Origin of the sequence: Stappia stellulata DSM 5886, assembly GCF_000423705.1 — a bacterium.
GTDB lineage: Bacteria > Pseudomonadota > Alphaproteobacteria > Rhizobiales > Stappiaceae > Stappia > Stappia stellulata.
The window spans coordinates 332,513-346,315 of record NZ_KE384082.1; the positions used below are offsets into that span (position 1 = coordinate 332,513).

Consider the following 13,803-nt stretch of genomic DNA (forward strand, 5'->3'; position numbering starts at 1 on the left):
GCGCCGGTTGAGACCCGGCGGCACGGTTCTTCAGGAGGGGCCCGGTGCCGGCATTGCCCCGGTCATCGCACCCGCGTCGACGATCCGGTCGAAGGTCTCCGCATCGACATGGCCGAGCGCCAGCGCCGCCTCGCGCAAGGTGGTGCCCTCGTGATGCGCGTGATGGGCGATCTCCGCCGCCTTGTCGTAGCCGATCTCCGGGGTCAGCGCGGTCACCAGCATCAAGGACTGCGACACGGTTTGCGCCAGCCGGGCCTCGTTGGCCTGCGTTCCCTCGATGGCGTGGCGGGTGAAATGCTCCATGCCGTCGGCGAGCAGCCGGCAGCCGGTCACGACGTTATAGCCGATCAGCGGCTTGTAGACGTTCATCTCCAGCAGACCGCCGGCGCCGGCCATCCCCGTTGCCGCATCCAGCCCGCAAACCTCCAGCGTCAGCATCGCCAGCGCCTCGCATTGGGTCGGATTGACCTTGCCCGGCATGATCGAGGAGCCGGGTTCGTTTTCCGGCAGGAGAAGCTCGGCGAAACCGGCGCGCGGGCCGCAGGACAAAAGCCGAATGTCATTGGCGATCTTGTGCAAGGACACGGCCAGCGTGCGCAACACGCCCGACGCCATCACCATCGCGTCATGCGCCCCCATCACCGTGAACTTGTTGGTCGCGGTCCGAAACGGCAGTCCGGTCTGGTTGGCAAGATCCTCCGCCACCATCCTGTCGAAGCCGTCCGGCGCATTGAGACCGGTCCCCACCGCCGTCCCGCCGATGGCGAGCGGCATCAGCCCGTCGCGGGCGAAGGCGAGCCGCGCGAGATTGTCGTCGAGCATGCCGGCGTAGCCTGCGAACTCCTGGCCGAGCGTCATCGGCACCGCGTCCTGCATATGCGTGCGGCCGATCTTGACCAGACCCGACCAGGCCTCCGCCTTGGCGCGCAGCGCATCGCGCAGGAGACGCACCGCCGGAATCACCCGCGTCTCGATCATGACCGCTGCGGCGATATTGAGCGCGGTCGGCACGACGTCGTTGGAGGATTGCGAACGATTGACGTGATCGTTGGGATGAACCGGGTCCTTGGCTCCGAGCGTCCCGCCGGTCATCTCGATCGCCCGGTTGGCGATCACCTCGTTGACGTTCATGTTGGCCTGGGTGCCGGACCCGGTCATCCACACGCTCAGGGGAAACTCGCCGTCGTGACGGGCTGCGACGATCTCCTCCGCAGCGGCGACGATCAGCCGCGCCCGGTCCGCGTCCAGGGTCCCGAGCTGGAGATTGGCGCGGGCGGCGGCGGCCTTGATCCGTGCAAGCGCATGGACGATCTCGATGGGAAAGCCCTCCCGTCCGATCGCGAAATTGTGGCGCGCGCGTTCCGTCTGCGCGCCCCAGTATCGCTCGGCCGGCACCTCGACGGCGCCCATGGAGTCTGTCTCGCGGCGTGTCGGTCCCGTGATCATCGAAATCTCCTTGTCGTATGTTGCCCTCAAGGCGTCCCGGGAGCAGGCGTCAAACCGACCGGCGGGCGCCATCTGGATTCAGGGTCTGGAAACTTCCCCCTGTCATAATCTTCCAGGCTTGGGGATGACCTCCCGGTTCGGGGGGAAACAGGGTGAAAGACGTGCGCAATATCGGGAAACTGGCGGGAGTTTTCGCCGGATTTATGATCGTGGTGACCTTCGCGGGTGCAATCCACGGCGCGAACCTGTGGTTTTCCCACTCCCTTTACGCCCGTGACGCGATGGATGCAGCCACGCGCTTCGAACGCGAGTTGCAAGACTACATCAAGACCGCCGGAGGCAGCACGGCAAATTCGTCCGCGGTCAGATCCGGCCTTCGCTCCTCCATCGACACCTGGAACTCGGACGCCCCCGACAGTGAGATGCCGTATGTGGCGCCGGCCAAACTCGAGCATCTGGTCGACGGGTTCCTGCGCCACCTCCTTGTCCATGACGACATGCACGCCCGGTCCGTTGTCTGGTTCGCCGCCGGGGACGCGAGCGAAGCGCTTGCCGGCCGCCGGGAAGGGACGCTTCCCGCCGACGGGCGCACGCGCAAGACCGGGTCCACTTCCGGCCTTCTGCCCTTGCTGAAGGAGATGCTCGCAACCCGGCAACCCGCCATCGAGGTCGCGCACAACCTGATCGGCCCGCCGAGCGAACCGAGCCTGATCGCCCTGCCGATCCTCAACGGCTCGCAGATCGCCGGTGCCATCGTGCTCATCCAGGACCAGGCGACGACCGGTGTCTTTCTGACGGAGTTTCTCCGGTTCGGCCTTGCGATCCTGATTGGGCTTTGCGCCACCGCGATGCTGCTTGCCGGCTTCTTCGTTTGGGTGCGTTTTCGCGACCGGCTCAAGGACAGCCAGACAATCCAGTTCCTCGCCCATCACGATGCGCTGACCGGCCTGCCCAACCGCACGGTCTTTGCGACCAAGCTCAACGAGGCGCTGCGTCTGGCTCATGCCAAGGCGACGAACATCGCCGTGATGCTGATCGACGTCGACAAATTCAAGAAGATCAACGACACCCACGGCCATGCCGTGGGCGACCTGTTCCTGCAGGTCATTTCGGACCGGCTGCGCTCGGTTTTCGGCAATCACACCGTGGCGCGGCTTTCCGGCGACGAGTTCGCGGTCCTGATCGCGACCGACACCGACCGCAAAACGCTGACGCGCCTCGCGGCAACCATGATCGAGGCGACCCGCACACCGACGAGGATCAGCGGCAAGGATCTCCAGATCTCCCTGTCGATCGGCGTGGCGCAGGCCCGCGAGGCGACCTGGCGGGCATCGCGGCTGCTGCATTGCGCCGACCTTGCACTTTACCGGGCCAAACACTCCGGCCGCTCGACGTTCAAATGGTACTCCCCGGACATGGATGCCGAGGCGCAGCGGCGCAAGGAGCTGGAGGCGGATCTGCGACAGGCGCTGGCGCAGGACGAGTTCCGCCTCCTGTACCAGCCGCAATTCGCGCTCGGCGACCTTCGCCTGTCCGGCTATGAGACGCTGCTGCGCTGGGAACATCCCGAAAAGGGGACGATCTCGCCGACCGTCTTCATTCCCATCGCGGAGGAAGCCGGGCTGATCGAGGAAATCGGCTCCTGGGTGCTCAACCGGGCCTGCGTGGAGGCCGCAGCCTGGACGGATGTATCGCTGACGATTGCGGTCAACGTCTCTCCGGCACAGTTCCGGCCGGGCAAGACCGAGGAACGCGTGGCCCAGGCGCTTGCGACAAGCGGTCTCGAACCGGGCCGGCTGGAAATCGAGATCACGGAAAGCCTTTTGATTTCCGATACCGAGGCGGTGGTGAAGACGCTGACCCATGTGCGCGAGATGGGCGTATCTGTTGCCATGGACGATTTCGGCACGGGCTATTCCAGCCTGAGCTACCTGTCGCGCTTCCCCTTCGACACGATCAAGATCGACCGTTCCTTCGTGGCGACGCTGGGCAAGAACCGCACGACCGACGCCGTCGTGGCGTCCATCGTCGGGCTGGGGCGTTCGCTCGGTGTCACCATCACCGCCGAGGGCGTGGAGAACGAGGACCAGGTGACCCTGCTGCGCGCCACCGGCTGCGACAAGGTCCAGGGCTTCCTGCTCGGCCGGCCGATGGACCTTACGGAAAACGATCCGGCCACCGCCCAGGCGCGGGTCCCGGTGCTGGATCTTGATGCCGAACCCGACGCGGGCGCGGAAGACGACGACACCGCCACGGCCGGCCAGAAGACCGAGACCGTCAGGACGCAAGTCGCCTGATCCCGAGAAACTTTGACGCAGCCAACCCCGTGGCCGGCGTCTTCGGCAGCCTACATCGCCGCGGCGGCACGGGCGGCCTGGTCGTAGTGGCCGGACACGGAGCGCAGCATCGCGGCGAGACGCGACAGTTCGACCTCGTCCATTCCCAGATCCTTGACCGGCTCGACCAGAAGCGCCTCGCGCAGGCGGCGGTACTCCATGCAAGTGGCCTCGCCCGCAGCGGTGATCGCAACGGTCTTTTCCTTGCCCCGCCGTCCCGTCTCGACGAGCTTCGCCTTTTGCAGCTTCTTCAGCGCATAAGTGACCGTGTGCGTGTCCTCGATGTTGAGGACGAGACAGATGTCGGCAAGCGACTTCGGCCGCCCGCGGTGATTGACGGAATGCAGCACCAGCGTGTCGAGCGGACTCATGCCGGGCGCACCGGCGGCCGCCATGCAGCGCACCATCCAGCGGTGATAGGCGTTGACCATCATGGTCATCGCGAATTCCACCTCCGAAAGCGCGGGCATCGCGCCCGAGGCGAGATGGGCGGCGGAGACGACCGGGCCGACACCACCGTGCGGGCCATCGGCGGTTGGGAGCGGATCTGACATCAAGCTTTCTGCCTCGCGTGCAACGGGCTGTCAGGCTACGGCAGGAAACGCCGCAAGGGCAACCGGGGATCAGCCCTCCGGCACCGGAAAGCGCAAAGGAGCCAGTCCGGCCTGAAACCAATTGATGAAACTGACAATGGAATAGACCGGCAGGCCGGTGGCCTCCGCGATATCGGCCGCATAGGGCGCCATATTCGTGCACTCCAGCACGATCGCGCCCACCTCCGGATGCCGATCGACCAGCGCGCGCGCGCCAAGCACATTGTCGGCGCGCGCAGCGGCCACATCGAATTGAGCTGCATTGTCGAGAATGGCGCGGGTAAAGACGCGCCCGCCTTCCGTTCCGCCGACCGGCGTGTCGCGCGCGCACCCTGCGGCATCGAGATGCGCGCCCGTCAGCGCCGGCGCGGAGATGGTGAGAATGCCGCACCGCCGGCCCGGCGGCAGCAGTCGGTCGACGAAGGGCACCTGCATCAGCGAGGACGCGGCAACCGGCACGCCGAGCGCCGCCTTCAGTTCGTCCTGAAACAGCGACAGCAATCCGCAGGAGGTGGTGATGCCGCCAACGCCTTCGCGCACGAGCGCGCGGCCGGCGGTCACGAAGGCCTCAAGCAGCCCCTCCGCCCGCTCCTCGACCACCCGGGTCGGCGAGGCCTGCGGCACGACGGCATAGCGGACGGGAAAATCGAAACTCCGCGCGTTGCCGATATCGCCGGGAATGCGCGGAAACCGTGTGTCGAGCATCAGGATGCCGACGGCGGGACGCGGGGTGTCAAAGCTGGAAACCATCGTTCACATGTCCATTGGCAGCACCCGAGGTCACGGGCCGACCGCACCCCGTTTTGGCAAGGGCACGAGAAGACGGCGCAACGCGGCCGAGGTCAAGCGCCCGGGGAGCCTGGCACTCCGGAAATAGGTTGCGCGCGAAACATTATGCAACCTCTCAAATATACCGAGAAGTTATCGACAAATTATTGACAGAGGCCCTGTCAGAAAGGACACTCCCTGGAACGTGCGCAAGGGGGGACTGCGTGAACGACAAGCGTTTGAACGTGGCCGTCATCGGAGCCGGCATTGTCGGCGTCGCAACCGCGATCTGGCTCGCGCGCGACGGGCACGACGTGACCCTTGTCGACCGGATCGCGCCCGGAGAAGCGACCTCTCACGGCAATGGCGGCGTGCTGGCCTCCTGCGCGGTTGTGCCGGTGACGGTGCCGGGGCTGCCGGCCAAGGCGCCGCGCATGCTTCTCGACCGCCAGAGCCCGCTTTTCCTGCGCTGGTCCTATCTTCCCAAACTCCTGCCCTGGCTGGGGAAATACCTGTCCCATTGCACGGAAGCGGAAACAGCCCGCATCGCCACCGCGCTTCTGCCCGTGATCGGCGACAGCCTCGAACAGCACCAGGCGCTCGCGAGGGGAACCGGCGCGGAACGCTGGTTGCGTGAAAGCGACTATCTCTATGTCTACCGCGACCGGGCCGCTTTCGAGGCCGACGGTTTCGCCTGGACGCTGCGCCGCGCGGCCGGCTTTCGCTGGGACACACTGGAAAACGGCGCACTCCAGGATTACGAGCCGCTGATCGGGCCGGACAACCGCTTTGCCGTCCGCCTGCCGCACCATGGCGTGATCGGCGACCCGGGCCGCTATGTGGCGGATCTCGCCACCCATTTCGAAAGCCTCGGCGGGCGCATCCAGCGCGCCGACATTCGCGGGTTTCGCTTCGAGGACGGTCGGCTCGCGGCCCTTGAGAGCGATGCCGGCGCCATCGATTGCGACCGCGCGGTGCTCGCCGCCGGTGTCTGGTCGAAGGATCTCGGCCGCCAGCTCGGCATCGACGTGCCGATGGAAAGCGAACGCGGCTACCACCTGGAGTTGGAGGCGCCCAGCGCCTACCCTTGCGCACCGCTGATGATGACGGCCGGAAAATTCGTCGCCACCCCGATGGACGGCCGCATCCGCCTGGCCGGCATCGTCGAGTTCGGCGGGCTGGACGCCGGGCCGAGCGATGCCCCCTTCAAGGTGCTGGAGAGCCAGGCCCGGCGGGCGATGCCGGCGCTGAAATGGAAGTCGCTCACCCGCTGGATGGGCCACCGTCCGGCGCCGGCCGATTCCATTCCCGTCATCGGCCCCTCGCCGCGTCACAAGGATGTGCTGATGGCCTTCGGACACCACCATGTCGGCCTGACCGGCGGCCCGCGCAGCGGCCGGCTCGTTGCCGATCTCGTTGCAGGTCGTCCGCCCAACATCGACATCGCCCCCTATTCGCCCGAACGGTTCGCCGTCTAGAGTGAATGCACGCGCGCCCCCGGCCGCAACAACAAGAGATCCGGCGCAAAGCCGGTAACCTGGAGACAGATTTCGCGCCCCCGCTCAAAGGCGAGGCGCGCAAAACTGGAGGAGAAACAGAAAATGAAGACACTCGTCAAAGCCCCCCGCCTTGCTTCGGCAGCCCTGGCCTCGACCGCCCTTGTCGCGGTGGCCTTCGCCGCGCCGGCCTCGGCGGAAAAATGGGACATGCCGCTGGCCTATTCGGCCTCCAACTTCCATTCCGAGAACGCGGCGGTTTTCGCGGCCTGCGTCACGGACGGCACCGGCGGCGCCATCGAGATCGTCACCCATCCGGGCGGATCGCTGTTCGGCGGCGCGGAAATCAAGCGCGCGATCCAGACCGGCCAGGTGCAGATCGGCGAGCGCCTGCTGTCCGCCCATGCCAATGAGGACCCTCTGTTCGGAATCGACAGCATTCCCTTCCTCGCCACCTCCTTCGACGACAGCGTCAATCTTTGGTCGGCGGCCGAAGAGGCTGTCGGCTCCGCGCTGGAAGAGCAGAACCTGGTGATGCTCTACACCGTGCCGTGGCCGCCCCAGGGCATGTATTTCAACAAGCCGGTCGATTCGGTGGCCGACATGGAAGGCCTGAAGTTCCGCGCCTACAACGCCGCGACCGCAAAACTCGCCGAACTGACCGGCATGCTGCCGGTGCAGATCGAGGCGGCGGAAGTCTCGCAGGCCTTCGCCACCGGCGTCGCGGAATCGATGATCTCCTCCGGCGCCACCGGCTATGACCGCAAGCTTTGGGAAAACGTCTCGCATTTCTATGCGGTCGACGCCTGGCTGCCGCGCAACGCCGTGATGGTGAACAAGGACGCCTGGGACGGTCTGTCCGACGCCAACAAGGACGTCGTGCGCGGCTGTGCCGACACCGCCGAGGCGGAAGGTCTGGAGAAGGCCAAGGCCTACACCACCCTCACGCTGGAGGGGCTGGCGTCCAACGGCATGACGGTCGCCGACCCGAGCGACCGGCTCAAGGCGGATCTGGCCAAGATCGGCGAGACGATGACGGCTGAATGGCTTGAGTCGGCCGGCGACAAGGGCAAGGCCATCGTCGACGCCTACAAGGCGAAGTAACAAGGGCGAAATGCTCCGGCGGCCGCGAAGCGCGTCTTCGCGGCCGCCGTCCCTTGCGTCCGGCACCGGCCCGAACGCCGGCTTGCCACCAAACCATCGGACGGACCCATGACAGCTCTCGGACGCGGATTGCGCCGGTTCCTGGACGGCCTGTATCTCCTCGGCGGCGCGCTTGCCGCCCTCAGCCTCGTCGCGATTCTCGCAATCATCGTGGGCCAGATGGTGGCGCGCTGGACCGGACTGACCTTTCCCGGCGCCACAAGCTACGCCGGCTACGCCATGGCGGCGGCCTCCTTCTTCGCCTTTGCCCATGCGCTCAACCGCGGCGCCCACATCCGCGTCAGCATCTTGCTCAACGCGCTCGGGTCCGGGCGCCGCTGGCTGGAAATCTGGTGTTTCGCCATCGGCACGGCGCTTGCCTGGTTCCTCGCCCGCTACGCGATCAAGGCGACCTACTGGTCGTGGAAATTCAACGACATCAGCCAGGGACAGGATGCGACCCCGCTATGGATCCCGCAAACGGCCATGGCGGCCGGGTCCGTGCTGCTTGCCATTGCGATGACCGACCATTTCATCCGCGTTCTTTTCCTTGGCGATGCGGGCATTGAGTCCGACACCGCCGAACAGAGCCACGGAGAGTGATGGCCATGGAATCGCTCGCCCCCGTCATCCTCTTCCTTTTCGTCCTGTTCCTGCTTCTCGGCACCGGTGTCTGGGTCGGTCTCGCCCTCGTCGGCGTTGCCTTCGTCGGCGTGGAACTCTTCACCTCCCGCCCGGCGGGCGATGCCATGATCACGGTGATCTGGGCCTCGTCGTCGTCCTGGACGCTGACGGCCCTGCCGCTGTTCATCTGGATGGGCGAAATCCTCTATCGAACGCGCCTGTCGGAGGACATGTTCAAGGGCCTGTCGCCCTTCATGGCACGCCTGCCGGGCGGGCTCGTTCACACCAACATCGTCGGCTGCACGGTGTTCGCCGCCGTCTCCGGCTCCTCGGCCGCGACGTTGACGACGGTCGGCAAGATGTCGATCCCCGAACTCAGGCGACGCAATTATCCCGAACACATGGTGATCGGCACGCTCGCGGGCGCTGCGACGCTCGGGCTGATGATCCCGCCCTCGCTGATCCTGATCGTCTACGGGGTGACCATCAACGAATCCATCACCAAGCTGTTCATGGCCGGCGTCCTGCCGGGGCTCGTGCTCGCCGCCATGTTCATGGGCTATGTGGCGATCTACGCGAAGCTGTCGAAAAACTACAAGCCGGACCCCGAGCCGCCCATGACCTTCACGGAAAAGGTCCGCAATGCCCGCTTCCTGATCCCGGTGATGATGCTGATCCTCACCGTGATCGGCTCGATGTATGCAGGCCTTGCAACGGCGACGGAGGCCGCTGCCATCGGCGTGATCGGAGCGCTCACCCTCGCCGCCTGGCAGGGATCGCTCAACTGGAAGACCTTCATCGACAGCCTGATGGGTGCAACCCGCACTTCCGCGATGATCGCGCTGATTCTCGCGGGCGCTGCCTTCCTGACGCTGTCGATGGGCTTCACCGGGCTGCCGCGTGCGATTGCGGAATTCATCGCCTCGATGGAGTTGTCGCGCTTTGAACTCTTGATGGCGCTTCTCGTCTTCTACATCGTCATCGGCTGCTTTCTCGACGGCATCTCCGCCGTGGTGCTGACGATGGCCGTGGTGGAGCCGATGGTGCGCGCCGCCGGCATCGACATGATCTGGTTCGGCATCTTCGTGGTGATCGTCGTGGAAATGGCGCAGATCACCCCGCCGATCGGCTTCAACCTCTTCGTGCTCCAGGGCATCACCCGGCACGAGATGGGCTATATCTCCAAGGCGGCCCTGCCGATGTTCGCGATCATGGTGGCGATGGTCTTCGTGCTGATCGCCGTTCCGGAACTCGCCACCTGGCTTCCCGACAACATGCGCAACCGCCCGTGAAAGGGAAAACCTGTCACGAATAGCCTCATCGAAAACGCCCCGTTTGCCTGTCGAGCGGGGCGTTTTGCATATCGGCCGGGAGAACGGCAAAATTTCCGCAACGGTTTTTCGTTGACATTTTATCGATAAATTATTGGAATGAGGGCGAGGCATTGCCGAAGGTGCAGCGTTTGCGGGACGCGCAGCGCGACCATGACGGCCAAGGACAAACTGGGAGACACGCATCATGACGAGCGCGAAGTGGGATTTCTGGATCGACCGTGGCGGCACCTTCACCGACATCGTGGCGCGCACCCCCGACGGCGGGATCAAGGCGCACAAGGTGCTCTCGGAGAACCCGGAAGCCTATCGCGATGCCGCCATCCAGGGCATTCGCGACCTGATGGAGATCGCCCCCGACGAGCGTATCCCGGCCGAGAAGATCTCCGCCGTCAAGATGGGCACCACCGTTGCCACCAATGCGCTGCTGGAGCGCAAGGGCGACCGCACGCTTCTGATCACCACCCGGGGCTTCCGCGACGCACTGGAGATCGGCTACCAGGCACGCCCCGACATCTTTGCCAAGGAAATCATCAAGCCGGAACTGCTCTACGAGCGCGTCGTCGAGGTCAGTGAGCGCGTGCGCGCCGACGGCACGGTCGAGGGCGAACCGGACCTCGCCGCCGTCGAGACGGAGCTCAAGGCCGCCTTCGACAGCGGCATCCGCTCCGCGGCAATCGTCTTCATGCATGCCTACGCCTTTCCCGAGCACGAGCGGCGCGTCGCCGAGGTCGCCCGCAAGATCGGCTTCACCCAGGTCTCCGTCAGCCACGAGGTCTCGCCGCTGATGAAGCTCGTCGGGCGCGGCGACACCACCGTGGTCGACGCCTATCTCTCGCCGATCCTGCGCCGCTACGTCGAACAGGTCGCAAGCGAGCTGCAGATCGAGGGCACCGACTGCCGGCTGATGTTCATGCAGTCGTCGGGCGGCCTGACGGCGGCGGACCTGTTCCAGGGCAAGGACGCCATTCTCTCCGGTCCCGCCGGCGGCGTTGTCGGCGCGGTGGAAACCTCGAAGATGGCCGGCTTCGATGCCGTCATCGGCTTCGACATGGGCGGCACCTCGACGGACGTTTCCCACTTCAACGGCGAATACGAACGCGCCTTCGAGACGGAAGTCGCGGGCGTGCGGATGCGCGCGCCGATGATGATGATCCACACGGTCGCGGCCGGCGGCGGATCGATCCTTCACTACAAGGACGGCCGCTTTCAGGTCGGTCCCGACAGCGCCGGCGCCAATCCCGGTCCCGCCTGCTACCGGCGCGGCGGCCAGCTCGCCGTCACCGACGCCAATGTCATGGTCGGCAAGCTGCGCCCGGACTTCTTCCCGAGGATCTTCGGACCGGGCCGCGACGAGCCGCTCGACCGCGACGCGGTGGTCGAGAAATTCGAGACGATGGCCGCCGAGATCGGCGACGGGCGCACCGGCGCGGAGGTCGCGGAAGGCTTCCTCAAGATCGCCGTTGAAAACATGGCCAACGCCATCAAGAAGATCTCCGTGCAGCGCGGCTATGACGTCACCGACTATGCGCTGACCTGCTTCGGCGGCGCCGGCGGCCAGCACGCCTGTTCGGTCGCCGACAGCCTTGGCATGACCACGGTGATCGTCCATCCGCTTTCGGGCATCCTCTCCGCCTACGGCATGGGGCTCGCCGACATTCGCGCCACCCGCCAGCAGGCGGTCGTGCGGCGTCTGGAAGACGGCGCGCTCGCCGATCTCGCGACGCTTGCCGGCAAGCTGCGCGACGAGACCCGCAAGGAGGTCTCCTCGCAAGGGGTGCCCGCATCCGAGGTCCGCGACCTCCCGCGCGCCTTGCTGCGCTACGAGGGAACCGACACGCCGATCGCCGTTGCCTATGTCGAAAACGACATCGACGCCATGGTCGCGGCCTTCGCGGAAGCGCACCGCGCCCAGTTCGGCTTCGTCTACGAAAACAAGCCGATCGTCGTGGAAGCGCTCGAAGTGGAATCGGTCGGCGGCGGTTCCGGCATCGCCGAAGAGGACGGACCGCTCAACGACAACGTCCCGACGGCACGGGAAACCGGTGAAATCTTCGCCGGCGGCGACTGGCATGACGCCGGCTTCTTTGCCCGCGACGACCTGAAGCCCGGCAACACGGTGAAGGGGCCCGCCCTCATCATCGAGCCGCATCAGACCATCGTCGTCGAGCCGGGCTGGGAAGCGGAGATCACCGCCAAGGATCACGTCGTGCTGAAGCGGGTGGAAACGCTTGCCCGCGTCGAGGCCATCGGCACCAAGGCCGATCCGGTCATGCTCGAGGTCTTCAACAACCTCTTCATGTCGATCGCCGAACAGATGGGCGTGACGCTGCAAAACACCGCCTATTCGGTCAACGTGAAGGAGCGGCTCGACTTCTCCTGCGCGGTGTTCGACGCCTCCGGCGCACTCGTCGCCAACGCGCCGCACATGCCGGTCCACCTGGGGTCGATGGACCGCTCGGTCGAGACCGTGATCAAGCTCAACGAGGGCAAGATCAGGCCCGGCGACGTCTTCGCGCTCAACGCGCCCTATAACGGCGGCACCCACCTGCCCGACATCACCGTGGTGTCGCCCGTCTTCGACGACGCGGGCAAGGAGATCCTGTTCTGGGCGGCCTCGCGCGGCCACCATGCCGACGTCGGCGGCTCGGCGCCCGGCTCCATGACCCCGCTCGCCACCACGGTGGACGAGGAAGGCGTGCTCATCGACAACTTCAAACTCGTCGATCAGGGCCGGTTCCGCGAGGAAGCGCTTGTCGAGCTTTTGACCGATCATCCGTGGCCGGTTCGCAACGCCACCCAGAACGTCGCCGACCTGAAGGCGCAGATCGCGGCCAACGAAAAGGGCGTGAAGGAACTGCGCAAGATGGTCGCCCACTTCGGCCTCGACGTCGTGCAGGCCTACATGGGCCACGTCCAGGACAACGCCGAGGAAAGCGTGCGCCGGGTGATCGAGGCGCTTGCCGACAGCTCCTTCGAGTATCCGACCGATCAGGGCGCGGTGATCAAGGTGAAGATCACCGTCGACAAGGAGAGCCGCGAGGCGACCGTCGACTTCACCGGCACGAGCGAGGTGAAGGCGAACAACTTCAACGCGCCCGAACCGGTCACCCGCGCGGCGGTGCTTTACTGCTTCCGCGTGATGGTGGAAGGCCACATCCCGATGAACGCGGGCTGCCTGCGTCCGATCAACATCGTCATCCCGGACGGCTGCATGCTCAAGCCGACCTACCCGGCAGCCGTCGTTGCCGGCAATGTGGAGACAAGCCAGCACGTCACCAATGCGCTCTTCGGCGCGCTGAAGGCCATGGCCAACAGCCAGGGCACGATGAACAATCTGACCTTCGGCAACGACACCCACCAGTACTACGAGACGCTGTGCTCCGGCTCGCCCGCCGGTCCCGGCTTCAACGGCACGGACGGCGTGCATGTGCACATGACCAACTCGCGCCTGACCGATCCGGAGGTGCTGGAATTCCGCTACCCGGTTCTGCTGGAGGACTTCCACATCCGCGAGGGATCGGGCGGCACGGGCAAATGGTCGGCCGGCAACGGCACGAAGCGCACGATCCGCTTCCTGGAGGAAATGGAACTGGCGATCCTGTCGTCGCATCGCACCCTGTCGCCGAAAGGCATGGAGGGCGGCAATGACGGTGAACTCGGTCGGACGCTGGTGCGCCGCGCCGACGGAACCACGGAAGAACTGAAGGGCTGCGACCAGACCGTGCTGAAGGCGGGCGAGGCCGTGACCGTCATCACCCCGACGGCGGGCGGATGGGGCAAGGCCTGATCAACAGGCGCCCGCCCTCCCCGGCGAACAATCCGAGAAAAAGGAACCGGCCTCCGCCACGCGGGGGCCGGTTTTTTTGCGTTTCGCATATCTGCGAATCAGGCGATTCCGACAAGGACAACATGCATTCGAACCGACCGAATTGAAATCACAGGTAGATTTCGAAAAAAATGCAATTCAAATAAGCAATTGAGAGTATTGGTGATTTCACTCTTGAAGTTCAGTATATGCAACAATTCAATCCCAATAGATACATAAATTATCGAATGTTTACAA

General features: G+C 65.3%; 9 protein-coding genes. 6 read left to right on the forward strand and 3 right to left on the reverse strand.

What is annotated here, in order from left to right; translation table 11 throughout:
• Nucleotides 1–30 precede the first annotated feature (30 nt).
• Nucleotides 31–1,446 carry a class II fumarate hydratase gene (locus G572_RS0113855; RefSeq protein ID WP_037547113.1) on the reverse strand — a complete coding sequence of 472 codons (1,416 nt, stop codon included), beginning with the start codon at nucleotides 1,444–1,446 and terminating at the stop codon, nucleotides 31–33.
• A gap of 161 nt (nucleotides 1,447–1,607) precedes the next feature.
• On the opposite strand from G572_RS0113855, the gene G572_RS25520 reads away from it, so the two are divergent.
• Nucleotides 1,608–3,743 (forward strand): putative bifunctional diguanylate cyclase/phosphodiesterase, encoded by a 2,136-nt coding sequence (locus G572_RS25520; RefSeq protein WP_208979117.1) that lies wholly within the window; start codon nucleotides 1,608–1,610, stop codon nucleotides 3,741–3,743.
• 50 nt (nucleotides 3,744–3,793) lie between these two features.
• Here G572_RS25520 and G572_RS0113865 read toward each other — a convergent pair whose 3' ends face one another.
• Nucleotides 3,794–4,336 (reverse strand): winged helix DNA-binding protein, encoded by a 543-nt coding sequence (locus tag G572_RS0113865; RefSeq protein ID WP_029058989.1) that lies wholly within the window; start codon nucleotides 4,334–4,336, stop codon nucleotides 3,794–3,796.
• A 69-nt stretch (nucleotides 4,337–4,405) separates the two neighbouring features.
• The gene (locus tag G572_RS0113870; protein WP_029058990.1) at nucleotides 4,406–5,125 is read right to left on the reverse strand and encodes an aspartate/glutamate racemase family protein; all 720 of its coding nucleotides are present in this window, start codon (nucleotides 5,123–5,125) and stop codon (nucleotides 4,406–4,408) included.
• A 242-nt stretch (nucleotides 5,126–5,367) separates the two neighbouring features.
• Between G572_RS0113870 and G572_RS0113875 the strand changes: the two genes are divergently transcribed.
• The 5 genes from G572_RS0113875 to G572_RS0113895 all read left to right on the forward strand — a co-directional run bounded on the left by G572_RS0113875 (nucleotide 5,368) and on the right by G572_RS0113895 (nucleotide 13,527).
• Nucleotides 5,368–6,621, forward strand: a complete 1,254-nt coding sequence (locus tag G572_RS0113875) for an NAD(P)/FAD-dependent oxidoreductase (protein WP_029058991.1) — start codon at nucleotides 5,368–5,370, stop codon at nucleotides 6,619–6,621.
• 123 nt (nucleotides 6,622–6,744) lie between these two features.
• Nucleotides 6,745–7,743: a TRAP transporter substrate-binding protein gene (locus G572_RS0113880; RefSeq protein WP_029058992.1), complete on the forward strand. Its 999-nt coding sequence runs from the start codon at nucleotides 6,745–6,747 to the stop codon at nucleotides 7,741–7,743.
• 108 nt (nucleotides 7,744–7,851) lie between these two features.
• Nucleotides 7,852–8,385, forward strand: a complete 534-nt coding sequence (locus tag G572_RS0113885) for a TRAP transporter small permease (protein ID WP_029058993.1) — start codon at nucleotides 7,852–7,854, stop codon at nucleotides 8,383–8,385.
• A gap of 5 nt (nucleotides 8,386–8,390) precedes the next feature.
• Nucleotides 8,391–9,698 carry a TRAP transporter large permease gene (locus G572_RS0113890; protein ID WP_029058994.1) on the forward strand — a complete coding sequence of 436 codons (1,308 nt, stop codon included), beginning with the start codon at nucleotides 8,391–8,393 and terminating at the stop codon, nucleotides 9,696–9,698.
• Nucleotides 9,699–9,924: 226 nt separating this feature from the next.
• Nucleotides 9,925–13,527: a hydantoinase B/oxoprolinase family protein gene (locus G572_RS0113895; protein ID WP_029058995.1), complete on the forward strand. Its 3,603-nt coding sequence runs from the start codon at nucleotides 9,925–9,927 to the stop codon at nucleotides 13,525–13,527.
• The last annotated feature ends 276 nt before the right edge of the window (nucleotides 13,528–13,803 follow it).